Source organism: Streptomyces sp. NBC_00876 (assembly GCF_045207435.1).
Classification (GTDB): domain Bacteria; phylum Actinomycetota; class Actinomycetes; order Streptomycetales; family Streptomycetaceae; genus Streptomyces.
This window is the reverse complement of record NZ_CP108800.1, coordinates 3,186,902-3,205,052: the sequence shown is the minus strand read 5'-3', so window position 1 is coordinate 3,205,052 and position 18,151 is coordinate 3,186,902. Positions and strand designations below refer to the sequence as shown.

Annotated in this window: 12 protein-coding genes; 6 read left to right on the top strand and 6 right to left on the bottom strand. The window is 71.8% G+C overall.

The window, feature by feature from the left end; genetic code table 11:
• Positions 1 to 32: 32 nt before the first annotated feature.
• The 3 genes from OG782_RS13960 to OG782_RS13950 all read right to left on the bottom strand — a co-directional run bounded on the left by OG782_RS13960 (position 33) and on the right by OG782_RS13950 (position 4,409).
• Positions 33 to 1,799, bottom strand: coding sequence for an LCP family protein (locus tag OG782_RS13960; protein ID WP_406450785.1), 1,767 nt, complete (start codon positions 1,797 to 1,799; stop codon positions 33 to 35).
• Between the two features lie 223 nt (positions 1,800 to 2,022).
• Positions 2,023 to 3,369 carry an LCP family protein gene (locus OG782_RS13955; RefSeq protein ID WP_406450783.1) on the bottom strand — a complete coding sequence of 449 codons (1,347 nt, stop codon included), beginning with the start codon at positions 3,367 to 3,369 and terminating at the stop codon, positions 2,023 to 2,025.
• A 290-nt stretch (positions 3,370 to 3,659) separates the two neighbouring features.
• The gene (locus tag OG782_RS13950; protein WP_406450781.1) at positions 3,660 to 4,409 is read right to left on the bottom strand and encodes a TIGR03089 family protein; all 750 of its coding nucleotides are present in this window, start codon (positions 4,407 to 4,409) and stop codon (positions 3,660 to 3,662) included.
• 138 nt (positions 4,410 to 4,547) lie between these two features.
• On the opposite strand from OG782_RS13950, the gene OG782_RS13945 reads away from it, so the two are divergent.
• The 3 genes from OG782_RS13945 to OG782_RS13935 all read left to right on the top strand — a co-directional run bounded on the left by OG782_RS13945 (position 4,548) and on the right by OG782_RS13935 (position 8,184).
• Positions 4,548 to 5,867, top strand: coding sequence for a peptidoglycan recognition protein (locus tag OG782_RS13945; RefSeq protein WP_406450779.1), 1,320 nt, complete (start codon positions 4,548 to 4,550; stop codon positions 5,865 to 5,867).
• A gap of 154 nt (positions 5,868 to 6,021) precedes the next feature.
• Entirely contained in the window at positions 6,022 to 7,113 is a 1,092-nt protein-coding gene (locus OG782_RS13940; RefSeq protein WP_406450777.1) for a sugar phosphate nucleotidyltransferase, read from the top strand.
• A 90-nt stretch (positions 7,114 to 7,203) separates the two neighbouring features.
• A complete protein-coding gene (locus OG782_RS13935; RefSeq protein ID WP_406450775.1) occupies positions 7,204 to 8,184 on the top strand; it encodes a DNA-3-methyladenine glycosylase family protein in 981 nt (326 codons plus the stop codon).
• A gap of 132 nt (positions 8,185 to 8,316) precedes the next feature.
• On the opposite strand, the gene OG782_RS13930 is transcribed toward OG782_RS13935, so the two are convergent.
• The 3 genes from OG782_RS13930 to OG782_RS13920 form a co-directional block, all read right to left on the bottom strand.
• Positions 8,317 to 9,633: a coenzyme F420-0:L-glutamate ligase gene (locus tag OG782_RS13930; protein WP_406450773.1), complete on the bottom strand. Its 1,317-nt coding sequence runs from the start codon at positions 9,631 to 9,633 to the stop codon at positions 8,317 to 8,319.
• Positions 9,630 to 10,586 carry a 2-phospho-L-lactate transferase gene (gene cofD / locus OG782_RS13925; protein ID WP_406450771.1) on the bottom strand — a complete coding sequence of 319 codons (957 nt, stop codon included), beginning with the start codon at positions 10,584 to 10,586 and terminating at the stop codon, positions 9,630 to 9,632. The genes OG782_RS13930 and cofD overlap by 4 nt, the downstream gene beginning before the upstream one ends.
• A gap of 94 nt (positions 10,587 to 10,680) precedes the next feature.
• Positions 10,681 to 11,172, bottom strand: coding sequence for a cysteine dioxygenase (locus OG782_RS13920; RefSeq protein ID WP_406450769.1), 492 nt, complete (start codon positions 11,170 to 11,172; stop codon positions 10,681 to 10,683).
• 703 nt (positions 11,173 to 11,875) lie between these two features.
• On the opposite strand from OG782_RS13920, the gene OG782_RS13915 reads away from it, so the two are divergent.
• The 3 genes from OG782_RS13915 (at position 11,876) to OG782_RS13905 (ending at position 18,114) form a co-directional block, all read left to right on the top strand.
• Positions 11,876 to 12,139, top strand: coding sequence for a WhiB family transcriptional regulator (locus OG782_RS13915; RefSeq protein WP_030927001.1), 264 nt, complete (start codon positions 11,876 to 11,878; stop codon positions 12,137 to 12,139).
• Positions 12,140 to 12,673: 534 nt separating this feature from the next.
• Entirely contained in the window at positions 12,674 to 16,579 is a 3,906-nt protein-coding gene (locus OG782_RS13910; protein WP_406450767.1) for a glycosyltransferase, read from the top strand.
• Complete coding sequence (locus OG782_RS13905; protein WP_406450765.1) at positions 16,576 to 18,114, top strand: DUF5719 family protein; 1,539 nt, start codon at positions 16,576 to 16,578, stop codon at positions 18,112 to 18,114. Before OG782_RS13910 ends, OG782_RS13905 begins: the two co-directional genes overlap by 4 nt.
• Positions 18,115 to 18,151: the final 37 nt, after the last annotated feature.

Below are 18,151 nucleotides of genomic sequence, written 5' to 3'. Positions count from 1 at the left end.
TCAGACTCGCGGTATCGCGCAGTGACCCGGTGTCACTTGGCGCACTCTGCCTTGTCGGCACTGGCCTTCGGAATGTCGATCTTCGCCGGCCCGGTGATGGGCGTGCCCGCGCCCTTGAAGTCCCTGCCCAGCGTCAGCACCATCGCCTGGAGACCTTCGGCGTCGGTGGTGCCCTTCTTGAGGGCCGATCCGGGCAGCCCCATCATCGCGGCGAGCGCCCGTGCCTGGTCCGCCTGGTTCGGCGCGTACTCGAGCGTCGTCCTGGCGGCCTTCTCCGGGGCGTTGGCCTTGTTCGTGGACTTCGGGACGCCCTTGTCGTTCTGGAGCCAGGTCACGGTCTGCTGAGCCGCGCCGCCCAGGTCGCCGCCGTTGTAGACATCGACGCGTACGTCGGCCGCGGCCGCCTTGGTGCCCTTGAGGAGGGCGTCCTGCTTGCTCTTGGCGGCCTTCTTCTGTGCGGCCACCTCGGTCAGCGAGGTGTCGTCCTGCATCATCGAGAGCAGCTGAGGAGCCTTCACCGGGTCCACGACCACCGTGATCGGTGTCGGCTCGGCCGGGTTGTCTATCACCGGCAGCGTGACGAACGTGATGTTCTTCGTGTCGATCTTGGTGAGTTCCTTGGCGAGCGAGGTCAGCTTCGGCACCGAGCCGATGGCGGAGTCGACCGTCAGCGCCTTGGTCGCCGAGTCCGCCAGCTTGTAGAGCTTCGTCGGGCTCGTCAGCGTGTCGTCCGACTTCATCTGCCGGATCATCGAGCCGATGAACTGCTGCTGGCCCTTGATCCGGTCGAGGTCGCTCCCGTTCGCGTAGGCGTGCCGGGTCCGTACGAACGCCAGCGCCTGCTCGCCCTCGATGGTGCTCGGGCCCGCCGGCAGGTCCAGGTGCGACTTCTCGTCCTTGACCGCGTGCGCCAGGCAGATCTTGACGCCGCCGACCGCCGTGGACAGCGTCTTGACCGCGTTGAAGTCGACCATCATGAAGTGGTCGACCGTCAGACCGGTGAGCTTCTTGACGGTGTCCATCGTGCAGCCGGGGTCGCGGCCGTCCTGGCCGAGGCTGGTGTTGAACCGGACGTAGTCGGTGCCCGGGATCGTCTTCTCCGAGCCGTCCGGCTGCTTGCTCCTGCACTCCGGGATGTCGGTCATGAGGTCGCGGGGGATGGACACCGCCGTGGCGTTGGTGCGGTCCTTGGACACGTGGAACAGGATGTTCGTGTCCGCGTGGCCGACACTGCCCTTGTCGCCGTAGCCCTCGTTGCCCTTACCGGTCCGCTTGTCCGTACCGATGATCAATATGTTCATGGGCGCGTTGGCCGTGATGACGTCCTTGTTGCCGCGGTCGCCGATGTCCACGGTGTTCAGGTTGCCGTTGAAGTGCTGGTACAGCGCGTATCCGCCGACCGAGACGCCGACGAGCAGGAAGGCCATCACGCCGCCCGTCCAGAGCAGCGCCTTCTTGCGGCGGGCCTTGGGGGCCTTGCGCTTGCGCCGGCCCGTGCTGTTCTCGGCGGCAGCCGGAGCCTCTTTGCCGCGCGGACCGGAGGCCGAACGGCGACCGCCCTGCCGCGGCACCTCACGGCCGCGGCGCGAACCCTCGCCCGCCGCGCCGGGACGCTCGCCGCCGCCCTCACGGGCTGCGCCTCTGCGACCGGAACCCCGCGGAGCCGAACGGCCCGACGCTCTGCCCGAATCCCCTCCGGATTGATTCAGTCGCAGTTCGTAGTCGCCGGTGTCCGGGTTGAGAACCCACTGGTCTGCGGGGTCGATGTCGTCCGCCCGCCCACGGCCTTGTGCATCCACGGTTGCTTGAGTCCTCCGTCGGTGCCACGCGAGGCGCCTCCCCCGATAAGGCGCTCAGTCTTTCGCTCCGGAAGTGCACGGCCGGATGGCCGGGAGCACCGGATCGCGTCACACTATCCGTCCAGTTCGGCGTCGAGCGACGGGCGTGACACATTCCACGGCCCTTACAACCGGGCATTCTTCCCATTGCACGCCGAACGGTGATGTCTGCTTGGCCATTGCTTTACTGCTTGCACAGGTCAGTCGCCGCGTTGTTCCCCGAATACGTGGGTGTGGGCGTCGGTCCCGAGGTGTCGGTGACGTCGGCGCTCTTTCCGTCGCCGGCCTTCAGCTGATCCGCCGGTACGACCGCGACCGGCTTGTCGTCGCGCAACTGCTTGAAGAGCTTGTCCGCGTCGGGCTGTACCAGTTCGTCCCGGTTCCGGTTGGCGGCGTACGGCTGCCGGGGGACGGTCAGGAACTGCACCTTGTCGGTCGGTACGTTGCGCATGCCCCGCACCAGCTCGTAGAGGTCCTTGAGGCTGTCCAGCCCGGGGTCGGTGGTCAGCGCCTTCGTGGCCGCGTCCAGCACCGGGTAGAGCCGGGTGGGATTGAGCAGGACGCCGTTGCTCTGGACCTTGTTCACCAGTGCGCCCAGGAACTGCTGCTGGCGGTCCATCCGCTCGGTGTCGCTGCCGTCACCGATCGACTTGCGGGCCCGTACGTACCCCAGCGCCTGCTCGCCGTCGAGCTTCTGGCGGCCCGCCGGGAGCTTGAGATGTGCGGCGCTGTCATCGATCGGCTCCTTGAGGCAGATCTCGACACCGTCCACGGCGTCGACCATGTCCTTGAAGCCGTTGAAGTCGACGACCATGTTGTGGTCGACGCGGATGCCTGTCATCTTCTCGACGGTACGGATGGTGCAGGCGGTTCCACCGAGCTCGAAGGCCCAGTTGAACTGGGCGAATTGCGGCTTACTAGCAGTCTTGTCCGGCTTGTGGCACTCCGGGATGTTCACCATCAGATCCCGCGGGATCGACATCGCCGTGGCGCTTTTCCGGTTCGCGGCCAGGTGCAGCAGGATCGTGGTGTCCGAGCGCTGGCTGCCGCCGTCGTCGCGGCCGTACCGGCGGTTGTCCCCGGCCCGGCTGTCGGAGCCGATCAGCAGGATGTTCTCCGCATTGTGGACGACGGACGCGGGCCGCTCCTTCTCGTACGCCTTGAGCTCGGCGGCCGCGGAGGTGTCCGTCCTGATGTTGCCGTCGAGCTTCTTGTACAGCCACCATCCGGCACCCGCGGCGACCAGCACGACGAACGAGGCGCCGAGCGCGGTCCAACGCAGCCAGTGACGCTTGTGCTTGACGGTGATGTCGATGGTCGGAGCGGCACCTCCCGGCAGCGGCCCGTGCGACGGACCGCTGCCGGACCCGCTGCGCGTCTCACCGCCCGGGGTGTTCCCCTGATCGCTCCCCGGGGCACGCGTCTCGTCGCGCTCCTCGCCGGGCGACCCGTCCGGCGTCTGGTCCTCGCCCGCGGCCGAGTCGTCGGGGTCGGCCGGCGTGCCGGCACTTTCGGTCACGTCTGCGTCCATCCTTCACATGCGGCAGCGCGCTGGGCCGCCGGTCGCAGAAGTAGACGGCTGAACCTCACGCTTGGTTGTGCCTCGAGTGGTCTGTACCGCAGATCATGTACCGGAGTTGACGTTCAGGCCGGAGGGCTCGGCCCACGATGGGCCGGACGGGTGACCCTCGAACCGCTTGTCATATTGCGGCCTCGCCCGGGGTGCGGACGTCACCGGCAGGGGGCGGAGACGGCCCGGACCGGCCGTCGCACGGCCGGAGCGACCCGCTCGTTCATACGGTCACGGCGCGCCCCGACCGCTCACACGGTCACGGTGACCCGCTCGCTCCCGACGCGCTGGGCCAGCCCGTCCTCGCCCAGCTGCCCGAGATGCCGGCACAGGACCACCGAACCCCCGGTGGCCAGCGGCGCGTAGAGCCCGGCGCTGAGGCCGTCCCAGGTGTCGTACGTACGCCCCGACAGCAGCCGCGCCCCAGCGCCCAGGCCGAGCGCGGCACCGTCCTCGCGGGCCCGGGCCACCAGCTCCGCCGCCGTGAACTGCGCGCCGCCCACCGTCAGCGCCGGGGCGTCCGGGTCCACCGGCGCGAACGGGGCGAACCGGTCGCCCTGCCCCGGCACCTCGACGGCATAGTCCGCGAACCCCTCGGGCGCCTGCGGGAACCTGCCGCCCAGCGGGCGCAGCGCCAGCGCGATCCGCTCACCGCGACAGGCCCGCGCGGCGTCCAGCGTGTCCGGCCCGGTGACGACGAGATCGGCGGCGGCCGGATCACCCTGCACATCGGCGACGACACCGACCGAGGCACAGGCCAGCAGCCAGACCGCGGACTGCCAGTGCGCGGGCAGCAGCAGCGCCAGCCGGTCGCCGGGCTCCGCCGCGAGGTCGCCCTGCAACAGGTTGGCGGTCTTGGCCACCCAATTGGCGAAGGTGGCCACCGACAGTTCGACGCGTTCTCCGGTGGCGTCGTCGTAGAAAGTGACCATGGGGCGGCCGGGGTCCGCGGCAAGCGCGGAACGCAGCAGGTCGGCAGGGGTGCGGTCGCTGGCGTTCATTCGCAGAAGGGTACGCGGCGGCGGTGGAAGGGGCCGGGTGCCGCGGGTGCCGGGTACACCGGTTCGGCAGACGGGCCGTCAATTCCCGGGAGGAACCCCGGTCGCCGGAGTGGTCCGATTGTGCCCAGGATCATCTGTATGCGTGCCTTCATTGCATCCTCCATTGGTGTCACCTGCGCGGCAGCTCTCGTACTGCCGCTCGCCGCGCCCGCGGGCGCCGCCCCCGACACCCCCGCCCACCCGGCCACCGCGGGATCCGGTCCCGCCGAGACGTCCGAACCCGCCGAAGTACCCGGTTCGACGCAGTCCCTGGCACTGAACCCGCTGTCCTCCGCCTCCGTACGGGCCACCGGCGCCCCCGCCGCGGCAGCCGCCGGACAAGGGCTGCCCGAGCGCGACGCCCAGCCGTTCTCCATGGTCGGCGTCGTCTGGGACGACGTGGACACCGAACTCCACGGCACCGCCCAGGTCCGCACCCGCGCCACCGGCACCGGCCGCTGGTCCGGCTGGCAGGACCTCCAGACGCACAACGCCGAGCACGGGGCCGACCCCGGGAGCGCCGAACGCGCATCGGGCGCCGTCCGCGGAGGCACCGCCCCGCTCTGGGTCGGTGCCTCCGACGGCGTCGAGGTCCGGGTCCGCCCCGAGGCCCCGGACGCCGGGACGGCCCCCGTGCCCCTGCCCGCCGGGCTCCACCTCGAACTGGTCGACCCCGGCAAGGACCCGCAGGAGCTCCCCTCCACCGGCGCCGCGGGCGCCGACCGCTTCGCCCTGTCCGGTCCTGGTGCGCTCCCGGCCCTGAGCCGCTCCGCGACCGAGGCGGCCGCCGGCTTCGCGCCCGGCGCCAAGCCGTACATCGGGCCCCGCCCGCGCATCGTCACCCGCAAGGGCTGGGGCGCCGACGAGAAGATCCGCGAGCGCGCCTTCGCGTACACGAAGACCGTCAAGGCGGCCTTCGTCCACCACAGCGCCACCGGCAACAACTACACGTGCTCCCAGGCGCCCTCGGTACTGCGCGGCATCTACCGCTACCACGTCAAGAGCAACGGCTGGCGCGACCTCGGCTACAACTTCGCCGTCGACAAGTGCGGAAACATCTACGAGGGCCGCGCCGGAGGCGTGACGAAGGCCGTCATGGGCGCGCACACCCTCGGCTTCAACACCAACACCATGGGCATCGCCGTGCTCGGCACCTTCAGCAGCTCGAACCCGCCCGCCGCGGCCGTCAACGCCGTCGCCAAGCTCACCGCCTGGAAGCTCGGCCTCTTCGGCGCCAATCCGAAGGGCAAGGTGACCCTGGTATCGGGCGGAAGCAACAAGTACAAGAAGGGCAAGAAGGTCAAACTCAACGTCATTTCCGGCCACCGGGACGGATTCGCAACCGAATGCCCCGGAGCGCGTCTCTACAAGAAGCTCGGCACGGCCAGGACGAGTTCGGCCCGGCTGCAGGGCCGCTGACGCGGAAGGAGCCCGTTCACCGGCGCCCAACGCGCCGGGGACCTGCTGAGGGCTGCTGACCGAAGGACACCGCCTCCGGTCTGCATACACTGGCCAGCCGAAGAAACCGTTGTCCGATCCAGGCCCGGCCCCAGCAGGAAGCAGAGACAGTGCTGTGACAGAGGCAAAAGAAGCGATTCTCCTGGTCGGCGGCAAGGGAACCCGGCTGCGCCCGCTCACGGTGCACACCCCGAAACCCATGGTTCCGGCAGCGGGCGTCCCCTTCCTCACGCACCAGTTGGCGCGTGCCCGGGCCGCCGGCGTCGAGCACATCGTCCTCGCGACGTCGTACCTGGCGGAGGTCTTCGAGCCGTACTTCGGTGACGGTTCGGCGCTCGGCCTCCACATCGAGTACGTCACCGAACGCGAACCGCTCGGCACCGGCGGCGCCATCCGCAACGTCGCGCAGCGGCTCACCTCGGGCCCCGACGAGCCGGTCCTCATCTTCAACGGCGACATCCTCACCGGCCTCGACATCCGCGCACTGGTCACCTCGCACGCCGACTCCGGGGCGGACGTCTCCCTCCACCTGACCCGGGTCGAGGACCCGCGCGCCTTCGGACTCGTGCCGACGGACGACAGCGGCCGCGTCACCGCGTTCCTGGAGAAGCCACAGACGCCCGAGGAGATCGTCACCGACCAGATCAACGCGGGCGCGTACATCTTCCGCAGATCGGTCATCGACACCATTCCGGCGGGCCGCCCCGTCTCCGTGGAGCGCGAGACCTTCCCCGGACTGCTCGCCGACGGCGCACACCTCCAGGGCATGGTCGACTCCACGTACTGGCTGGATCTCGGCACCCCGCAGGCCTTCGTACGCGGCTCCGCCGACCTCGTCCTGGGCCGCGCGCCCTCCCCGGCCGTCCCCGGCCGGTGCGGCGACAAGCTCGTCCTGCCGACCGCCACCGTCGCCCCCGACGCCAAACTCTGGGGCGGTACGGTCATCGGCGCCGACGCCGTCATCGGCGCGGGCGCCAGGATCGAGGGCTCCACCGTGCTGGCGGGCGCCGTCGTCGAACAGGACGCCGTGATCACGGACTCCCTGGTCGGAGCGGGCGCCAGAATCGGCAGCCGTACGGTGCTCGCGGGCGCCGTCGTCGGCGACGGAGCCACGGTCGGCGCCGACAACGAACTGCGTGAAGGCGTCCGGATCTGGTGCGGCGCGCACCTGCCGGCCGCATCGGTGCGGTTCTCCTCGGACGAATGACCGGAGCGATCCGCCCCTCGTAGGACAGCCCGGCTGGCCGGAATCAGCCGTACCCTCGACAGGCAGCCCCGACTACCGAGGACCTCACCCGTGGCAGGACGATTCGCTCCCCGCAACGCCCCGCGCGCGGCCGTCCCGCACCAGGCGGCGACGCCCGCGGCGGCGGCGCTGACCCGCGACTGGACCCCGCCCGGCCCGCTCGACCTGCGGCTCGTGCTCGGCCCGCTGCGCCGCGGGCCCGCCGACCCCACGTTCCGGATGTCCGCCGACGGCTCCGTCCGCCGGGCCGGCCGCACACCCGAGGGCCCCGGCACGCTCCATGTCGTCGCCCGCGACGGGCGGATCGAGGCGGCGGCCTGGGGGCCCGGCGCGTCCTGGCTGCTGGACCAGCTGCCGACGCTGCTGGGCGCGGCGGACGAGCCGGAGGCCTTCACCCCGCGCCACCGTCTGCTGGCCGTGACCCACCACCGCCGCCCCGGCCTGCGGCTGCTGCGCACCGGCCTGGTGCTGGAGTCCCTGATCCCGTCGGTCCTGGAGCAGAAGGTCACCACGGACGAGGCGTACCGCGCCTGGCGGCTGCTGGTGCGCAAGTACGGGGAGCCGGCGCCCGGCCCCCAGGAGTACGGCCTCTACGTCATGCCCGACGCCCGCACCTGGTCCCTGATCCCGTCCTGGGAGTGGCACCGGGCGGGCGTGGACAGCAAGCGCTCGGCGACGATCCTGCGCGCGGTCCGGGTGGCCCGTCGCATGGAGGAGGCGGCCACCATGGAACTGACCGACGCCATGGCCCGGCTCCAGGCGATCCCCGGCATCGGCCCCTGGACGGCCGCCGAGACCCTTCAGCGGTCGAACGGCGCGCCGGACGCGGTCACGGTCGGCGACCTCCACCTGCCCGGCATCGTCGGCCACGCCCTGGCCGGCAACCGGAACGCGGACGACGAGGAGATGCTGACCCTGCTCGCCCCGTACGAGGGCCAGCGCCACCGCGCCACCCGCCTGATCATGCTCTCGGGCAACACCCCACCCCGCCACGCCCCCCGCATGCAACCGGGCAACATCGCCCGGCTGTAGAACACGGACCGGGGCCGGCCGAAATCAAGCAGGTCCGGCCCGGGCAATATCAAGCCCGTCCGGCGATTGAGGACCGGGGTCCGGGGCAGAGCCCCGAAACCCACCCCACGCACCGCACCGCGCCGCACGGCCTCACCGCACCGCGATGAACCCCTCCGCATCGCGCCCGGCCCGCGCCGGAGGCGACACCGCCGCACGCCCCACGGCCACCGCTCCCAACGGATCCCACGACGCGGGCAACGACAGCACCTCCCGCACGACCTCGCGGCAGAACATCGTCGAGGACACCCACGCCGACCCCAGCCGCTCGCCCGCCAGCGCCACCAGGAAGTTCTGGATCCCGGCACCCGCGGCGACCACGAACATCTCGCGCTCCGCGCCGTCCCGCCGCTCGTCCCCGTAGGTGTGGGAGCCGTCCATCACCAGGCACGGCACCACCAGATACGGCGCCCGGCGCAGCACATCGCCTCGCTTCACCCGTCGCGCGACCGACTCCTCGCTCTTGCCGTCGCGCCGCAGATCCGCGACCCACGCGTCCCGCATCGCGTCCAGCAGCCGGGTCCGCGACTCCACCGATTCCAGCAGGACGAACCGCCAAGGCGTCGTGTGGTGCGGTGCCGGCGCCGTCACCGCGGCGGCCACGGCACGCCGGATCGCCCCCGGGTCCACCGGATCGTCGGTGAACTCGCGCACCGTACGCCGCTGGGTCACCGCTTCCCGTACCGCCTCGGACGTCCCCAGCCGGAACATGTCGTCGGCCGCGACCCGCACCATCGGCCGGGCGCCCTCGGCGTCGGCCGGGTCCAGGACATGGCCGAGCCCGCGGACCACCGCGACCGGCAGCCCGTCCGCCTTGCCCTTGACCAGGTCACCGGCCGAGGCCAGCTCGTCCGCGGTGGCGACCACGGTCGCGCTCAGCGGATTGCCGTACGCGTCGCTGCCGCCCCGCAGGTCGTCCAGCACCCGCACCCCGGCCGCCCCGATCGCGACATCGGTCAGCCCGTTGCGCCACGGCCGCCCGAAGGTGTCCGTGACGACGACGCCGACGTCGACGCCGAGCGTGTCCCGCAGCCCCTGCCTGATCGTCCGCGCGGAGGCGTCCGCGTCCTCGGGCAGCAACAGGACCGTTCCCGCCGGGGTGTTCGAGGCATCGACCCCGGCCGCGGCCATGACCAGGCCCTGCCGGTTCTCGACGATCCGCAGCGTGCCGCGCCGCGCCACCACCCGTACCGTCTCGGCGTCGATGGCCGCCTCCCGGTCGGCGGCCTCGACGATCCGGCCCTCCGCCTTGGAGACGATCTTCGAGGTGACGAGCAGTACGTCACCGTCGACGAGACCGGGCTCGGTGGCGGCGATCAGCTTCGCGAGGTCGTCCCCGGGCCGTACCTCGGGCATGCCGGGCAGTGCCCACACCCGGTAGGAGGGAGCGGGGTCCGGGGTGGTGCTCATGCGCGTACCTCCTCGGCGAGCGCCAGCGCCTGCCGTGCCATCTCGGCCGTGGTGGCGACATCGGTCATCATCAGCGGTACGGCGCGGCAGCGGATGCCCGCGGCCTCCACCTCGTCCACCGCACCGCCGTCCACGGTGTCGACGAGCCAGCCGTCGAGCAGCCCGGAGCCGTAGTGCCGGGCGACCGCCGAGGCCGTGGTCTCGACGCCCACCGCGGCGAGCACCTTGTCCGCCATCCCGCGCACCGGCGCGTCACCGACGATGGGGGAGAGGCCGACGACCGGCACCCCGGCCTCGGCGATGGCCTCCCGGATGCCGGGCACGGCGAGGATGGTTCCGACGGAGACGACGGGGTTGGACGGCGGGAAGAGGATGACGTCGGCCCCGGCGATGGCCTCCAGGACGCCGGGGGCCGGCTTCGCCTGCTCGGCGCCCACGGGCACGATCGCCTGCGCCGGTACGGAGGCGCGCAGCTTCACCCAGTACTCCTGGAAGTGAATGGCCTTGCTCTCGCCGTCGACGTCGACGGCCACATGCGTCTCGACGCGGTCGTCGGACATCGGCAGCAGCCGGACCCCCGGCTTCCAGCGCGCACAGAGCGCCTCGGTGACGGCGCTCAGCGGATAGCCCGCGCCGAGCATCTGCGTACGGACGATATGGGTGGCGAAGTCACGGTCGCCGAGCCCGAACCACTCGGGGCCGACGCCGTACGCCGCGAGCTCCTCCTTGACGTGGAAGCTCTCGTCGGTACGGCCCCAGCCCTGCTCCTCGTTGATGCCACCGCCGAGGGTGTACATCACGGTGTCGAGGTCGGGGCAGACCTTGAGCCCGAACAGATGGATGTCGTCACCGGTGTTGCCGATGACTGTGATGTCCGCGTCGGGCGCGGCCTCCTTGAGGCCACGCAGGAAACGAGCACCACCGATACCGCCGGCCAGAACCACAATGCGCATGCAAACAGTCTGTCAGGCGAAGCCTGATCCTTGTCGGGGTGGTGGCGGGAGACGGGTGGGGCTGACGGACGGGGCCCGGTACCCGGCGGGACTGTCAGGCGGTGGCGACGGCCGGGGCGCACAGGGCGGTGTGCATCGGCATGTCGGTCAGGCCCGGGTAGTAGATGTGCAGGCTGACGGCGGGCTCGAGCGAGTCGTTGACCACGTCGTGGATGTAGCCGGGGGCGAAGGCGCGCTGGGCGCCGGTGCCCAGGGTCCGCTTCCCGCGGTCCGTACGCTCGGTCAGTTCGCCGTCCAGCACGGTCAGTACGCCGCAGGACAGGCCGTGGTCGTGCAGTCCGCTGCCCTGGCCGGGGACCCAGCTGAGCAGCCAGACCTCGTAGCCAGGCCCGGTGCGCAGCCGGTGGTACCAGCGGGTGGTGGCGTCGTACTGGACGAGCGGAGCCCACTGGGCGCGGTCGGCGGCGATGGTGCGGGCGAGCCCGACGAATTCCGCCACCGTCGTGGGGTGCTCGCGGGCGGGGCGCAGGAGGTGCTGGACCTCGAGGAGGTCGCCGGCGATCTGGAGGTCGCTGTCGCTGTTCATGGGTGCGGTGGTTCCTCAGCAGGGGTGCGGGTGCAGCGCGGGTGCAGGGGTGTCGCAAGAACCGGGGACCGGGTGACCGCAGGGCCGGGAGGCCGCGTGTGGGGAGGGTCCGGAGGTCCGGGATGAGCTGTGTCGGGCTGGAGCGCGAGGGCTTCAACAGCTGAGACAGCTGGAACAGCAACAGCGAGCCTGAACAGCGCTACGGAACCCACGGATGTGGGTGACGTGCATCGCTGAGGTCACTGGCATGACATCAAGGAGAACCGGTGGACGTCTGACTGTCAACCCAATGACCGATTTGGGGGTAATGTTTCACCTCATCCGGTTACATCGCCCGGAGAAAGGTTTATGCGGTTCCCGCGGCGGAGATGTGGCGCAACAACCGCACCGGCAAACACGGGTGAGGCCCTGTGACCTGAATGTGATCTTGGTCGCTTCGGTGGCTGAATCGCAACGTCTTCGCGTCCTCGGGAGTTCTTCCTCGTAGCCGGCGAGGGCGCGGTGGAGCCTATGGCATATGTCAGGTTTTTGACGATTTGAACACTTTACGCATACGCTTGGTTCCGCAGAGTGAATCCCGGGCCCGATAGCAGATCTGCGCTTGACTGGCCCGAAGCTACACACTTGTAATTTCACTCGTGTCGTTCGGCCGATTCGATGACGGCCGCATCACGGGGACGCAAGAGACAGACGAGGGGCGCACATGACCGAGCTGTTCCAGCAACTGCTGGTCGAGGACGCGGACGAGGAACTCGGCTGGCAGGAGCGCGCACTGTGCGCCCAGACCGATCCCGAGTCCTTCTTCCCCGAGAAGGGCGGATCCACCCGCGAGGCAAAGAAGGTCTGTCTCGCCTGTGAAGTCCGGTCCGAATGCCTTGAGTACGCCCTTTCCAACGACGAACGCTTCGGTATCTGGGGCGGTCTCTCCGAGCGGGAGCGGCGACGTCTGAAGAAGGCCGCGGTCTGACCCGCCGCCGCCACGGAACGCCGGTGCGCGACCGCGGGGCCTGACCTGCCCCGTACGAAGCCACCGGCCCGCAGAGGGCAGAAGCCGGCCGGAGGCTCCGGCCGCTCGAACCGTTCGGCCACGCCAGAACCGGCCGCTCGAACCGTTCGGCCACGCCAGAACCGGCCGCTCCAACCGTCCGGCCACGCCAGAACCGGCCGCTCGAACCGTCCGGCCGCAAGAACCGGCCGCAACGAGCCGGACCCCGGGGAACCGACCTCTCCCCGGACCGGCCGTCCATGGCCCGCCGCCTGCACCCTGCCCGCAGGCGGCGGGCCATCGCCGTACCCGGACAGCTCACCCGGACCGTGCCACGGACGCCCTCAGTGGCTGTGCCGTCGCCCTCGTTCAACCGGTCCGCGCCACCCCGGTTATCCGTACCGTTAGTGTGGGGCCCCGTCCGAGACGCGCCAACGACCCGACAGGGCGCGCGTGTACACCGATGCAGCCCCCGGGGGGACATCCCCCGGACCCGGCCGGAGGGCCCGTACCTCGATGTCCGTGCACAGCCAATCGACGGCGCCGTACGCGGCCGCCGCCGCCCCAGAGTTCCCCCGGCATGTCGTCACCGCCGTGCTCGTCTCCCACGACGGCGCACGCTGGCTGCCCGACGCGCTCGCCGGGCTGCTCGGGCAGGAACGCCCCGTACAGAACGTCGTAGCCGCCGACACCGGCAGCGCCGACGACTCCGCGCGACTGGTCACCGAGGCACTCGGCGCCGACCGCGTCCTGCACCTCGCGCGGCGTACGAGCTTCGGCACCGCCGTCGACGAGGCGAGCCGCACGGCCGGTGTCCTGACCCCGGACGACCTGCCCTACCTGAAGCGTCCCAGCGGCTGGGACCCGGTCACCAGATCCTGGCGCGACGACGCCTACGACCTGCCCGAGCTCCCGCACGGCGAACCGGTGCAGTGGCTCTGGCTGCTCCACGACGACTGCGCGCCCGAACCCGACGCGCTCGCCGAGATGCTGCGCGTCGTCGACAACGACCAGCACGCCGCGATCGTCGGCCCCAAGCTCCGTGGCTGGTACGACCGCCGGCAGCTCCTCGAGGTCGGCGTCTCGATCGCCAACAGCGGACGCCGCTGGACCGGCCTCGACCGCCGCGAGCAAGACCAGGGCCAGCACGACCAGGTCCGTACCGTCCTGTCCGTCTCCACCGCGGGCATGCTGATCCGCCGGGACGTCTGGGAGGAGCTCGGCGGCTTCGACCGCAGGCTGCCCCTGATGCGTGACGACGTCGATCTGTGCTGGCGCGCCCACATGGCCGGGCACCGTGTGCTGGTCGCCCCCGACGCCGTCCTGCGGCACGCGGAGGCGTCCGCCCGCGAGCGCCGCCCCATCGACTGCGCCGGCCGTTCGGTATCCAGCCCGCACCGCGTCGACAAGGCCGGCGCCGTCTACACGATGCTCGTCAACGCCCGCGGCAAGCAGCTGCCCTGGGTCCTGCTCCGGCTGGTGCTCGGCACGCTGCTGCGTACGCTCGCCTATCTCGTCGGCAAGGTGCCCGGCCAGGCGCTCGACGAGGTCGCCGGGTTCCTGGGCACCGTGCTGCGCCCCGGGCGGATCCTCTCGGCCCGGCGCAGACGCGGCAAGGGAGCCGTCGACCCGGCCGAGCTGCGCGGGCTCTTCCCGGCGCCCGGCGCCACCGTCCGGGCGACCGTCGAGCAGGTCGCCGGGAACTTCGGCGGCGGTTCGGAGCCCGAGTCCAGCGGCTCGCGGCACGGCGCCGTCGAGTCCGGGCCCGGCGGCGACGACGCCGACTTCCTGGAGATCGACCAGTTCGCCAAGCTGAAGCGCGTCGGGCGCAAGCCGGGCCCGGTGCTCTTCGCCGTCCTGCTCCTGGTCTCCCTCGTCGCCTGCCGCGGCCTCCTCGGCGGCGGCGCCCTGGCCGGCGGCGCCCTGCTGCCCGCACCCGGCGACGTATCCGACCTGTGGGGCCGCTACGCGGACGGCTGGCACACCGTCGGCACCGGCGGCACCCAGACCGCACCGCCCTACCTGGCCGTGCTCTCGGCCCTGTCCGCGCTGTTCCTCGGCTCCACCGGCTTCGCGCTCACCCTGCTGCTCGTCTGCTCGGTCCCGCTCGCCGGACTCACCGCCTACTTCGTCTCCCGGCCGCTGCTCCCCTCGCGGCTCCTGCGGGCCTGGGCGAGCATCGCGTACGCCTTCCTGCCCGCCGCGACCGGCGCCCTGGCGACCGGCCGTCTCGGCACCGCCGTGCTGGCCGTGCTGCTCCCGCTGATCGCGCGTGCGGCCGTCTCCGCTCACGGCATGCGCGGCAGCGGCGACAATCGCGGCAGCTGGCGCGCCACCTGGGCGTACGCCCTGCTGCTCACCCTCGCGATGGCGTTCACCCCCATCGTCTGGCCGCTCGCCGTGGTCCTCGGCCTCGGCGTCCTGGCCCTGCGCCGCAACGACATCACGGCCTACGGGCTCCGCTTCCTCGCCGCCGTCGGCACCCCGCTGCTGGTCCTCGCGCCCTGGTCGCTCTCACTCCTGTCCAGCCCCTCGTCCTTCCTGGAGGAAGCGGGACTGGAGAGCGGTACGGGCTCGGCCTCCGCACTGGACCTGCTGGGGATCAGCCCCGGTGGCCCCAAGGCGGCGGGCGGCGTCCTGCTCCTCGGCATCGTGTTCGCGGCGCTGGCCGCGCTGCTGCGCGGGGAGCGGCAGTTCGCCGTCCGGACCGCCTGGGCCGCGGCGCTGGTGTCCCTGGCCTTCGCCGGGATCGCCAACGGCTCGGGCTGGGCGGGACCCGCCACCCTCGCCTACGGCGCCGCGCTCATCGCGGCCGCACTGGTCGGCGCGGACGGTGCCCGGATCCGCGTCGCCGAGCTCAGCTTCGGCTGGCGCCAGCCGGTCGCCGTCCTGATCGCGCTGGCGGCGGGCGTGGCCCCCGTGCTGGCGGCCGCCGGCTGGATGATCGGCGGCGCAGCGGGTCCGCTGGAGCGCCGCGACCCGGTTCAGGTGCCCGCGTTCGTCGCCGAGGAGAGCCGCAACCGGGACCAGCTGCGCACCCTGGTGCTCGGCGGTACCTCGCCCTCCTCCGTCGCCTACACCCTGGTCCGCGGCTCCGGTGCGCGGCTGGGTGACGCCGAACTGGCCGCGGCCGGTGGCGGCAACAGCCACCTCGACAAGGTCGTCGCCAACCTGGTCGCGGGCTCCGGCGCCGACCAGGGCAGCCAGCTCCGCGGCTTCGCGATCCGATACGTCCTCGTACGGGACGGGGCGCCGAAGAAGATGAGCCGGGTCCTCGACGCGACCCCCGGCCTCAGGCGCCTCAGCCAGCTGGACGGCAGCGCGCTCTGGCAGGTGGACCGCCAGGTCGCCCGGATCATGATCGTCCCGGCCGACGCCGCCGGCGAGCAGCTCCCGGTGGGGTCCGCCCCCGTCGAAGCGCACACCACGATCCCGAAGGGCGGCGCGGGCCGCGTGCTGCGGATCGCCGATGCCGCCGACCCCGGCTGGCAGGCCACGCTCGACGGACAGGCGCTGACCCGCAAGACCGTCGACGGCTGGGCCCAGGGCTTCGAGCTCCCCACCGAGGGCGGCAAGCTGGACCTCACGTACGAGACGCCCCTCACCCACTCCGCGTGGATCTGGGCCCAGGCCGCGTTCGCCGTGGTCCTGCTGGTCCTGGCCCTGCCGGGCCGGCGCCGGGAGATCGACGACGACCTGCCCGAGGAGGCCGTCGCGGTCACCGCCGAGCCGGTCGCCGGCGAAGGGCGCCGGGCACGCAGACTGCGCGCGGCCGCCCTGGCGGAGGGCGAGGGCGAGGACGACGGAACCGAGGGCCTCGACGCCGGGGAGGCGCCGCAGTACGCACCGGCTCAGCCGGGCGCCCAGCAGCCCGCCGGGCAGGAGCCGTACACCGCCGCCGACGGCCAGGACGTCTTCGTTCCCCAGCAGGCGGACGGCGACACGGGCCAGTACGCGGAGGGCGACACCGGTCAGTACGCGGCGGTGCCGCAGCAGCAGTACGGCACCTGGGACGCCCCGCAGTACCAGGGCGCCGGCTACCCGCAGTATCAGGACGGGCAGTACCAGGAGGGCCAGTACGCGCCCGGGCAGCAGCAGCCGGACGGCTCCGGCGCCTACGACGCGTACGGCTATCCGCAGCAGCAGGGCGAGTACACGCAGAACGACCGGGGCGAGTACACGCAGAACGATCAGGGCCCGTACGCGCAGAACGACCAGGGCCCGTACACGCAGAACGGCCAGAGCACCTACACCAACGACCCGAGCGGCCAGTACGGCAACGCGCCCTACGACCCCGGCCGTTACGACGCCGGGCAGTACGGCGACCAGCGCGCGTACGACCCGCAGAACCCCGACGAGAACCCCGCCCCGGGCCAGAACCCGTGGCCGACCGGTAACGCATCGCGAGGCGAGTCCGAGTGAAGTCCACCAGCCTGTCCCTCATCGCCGGGGCCGTCGCCCTCGCCGCCGTCACCGGATTCGCCGCGGTCACCGCGCCGGGCGACGGGGGCACGACGCAGGCGAAGGCGGCCGAGCGGCTGCCCGTGGAGCGGTCCACCCTGCTCTGCCCGGCGCCCGGTCTCTCGGATCTCGCGGAGACGACGTACACCTCCTTCACCCCGGCGGCGAAGGCCGGAGGCGAGGCCGGTACGGCCGAGCTCCGGTCGTCCACGGCCGCGGGGGACGACGAGAAGGAAGCGAAGGACGAGAAGGACAAGGAGAAGAGCAAGGGCAAGAAGGCCAAGACGGCGGACCCGGACAAGCCGTTGGTCTCCGTCAAGGAGCCCGGCAAGCCGGCCACCGCCGAGGTGTCCGGCTCGGACGCCCCCGCTCTCGTGGGCATCGCCACCGGCCGGCTGGCCCCCGGCTGGACCGCCCAGCAGACCACCACCATCGAGGCGGGTGACGCCCGCGGGCTCCTCGGTGTCGGCTGCACCGCACCCGACACCGAGTTCTGGTTCCCGGCCGCGAGCACCTCGAAGTCCCGCCAGGACTACGTCCACCTCACCAACCCGGACGACTCCGCGGCCCTCGCCGACATCGAGCTGTACGGTCCGGACGGCACGCTCAAGTCCGACGTGGGCGAAGGCATCACGGTCCCGCCCAGGTCCGGTGTCCGCGTCCTGATCTCGACCCTGACCAGCAAGGCGGCCGAGGACGTGACCGTCCACGTCACCACCCGTACCGGACGGGTCGGCGCGGTCGTCAGGACCGCGGACAGCAAGACCGGCAGCGACTGGCTCACCGCCTCCGCCGGTCCGGCGGGCACCCTGGTCATGCCCGGCATCCCGGCCGACGCGACCTCGGTCCGGCTGGTGGCCTTCGCCCCCGGCGAGGACGACGCCGATCTGAAGCTGAAGCTGCTCGGGAAGTCGGGTGCGATCTCACCGGCAGGGCACGAGGACCTCCACGTCAAGTCACGGATGACCGCCGGAATCGACCTGAAGGACCTCACCCGGGGCGAAGCGGGCTCGCTGATGCTGGTCCCCGAGGAGGCCGGGAAAGCCACCCCGGTGGTGGCCGCGCTGCGGGTGGTCCGCGGCAAGGGCGACCGGCAGGAGGCCGGCTACATCCCGGCGACCGGCCCGGTGGGCGCGCAGGCGACCGCGGCCGACAACCGGGCGAAGGGCTCGGTCCTCTCGCTCACCGCTCCCGGCGCCGCCGGCACGGTGAAGGTCACGGCGTCCGCGGGCAGCAAGGGCGGGACCCCGGTCAGCAAGACGTACAAGGTGGCCGCCGGTACGACCGTCGCGGTCACCCCGCCCGTACCCGACGGTCTCAAGGGCACGTACGCGCTGACCATCGAGACGCAGGCGGGCGGCCCCGTACACGCCGCCCGCACGCTCACGGTTCCGCTGGACGGCATCCCGATGTTCACGGTGCAGACGCTGCCGGACGACGAGGGAACGGTCGAGGTGCCCGCTGCGGCGCAGGACCTGTCGGTCCTGGACGACTGAGGTCCGGGTGCGGGTCCGGATACGAGGACCCGCACCC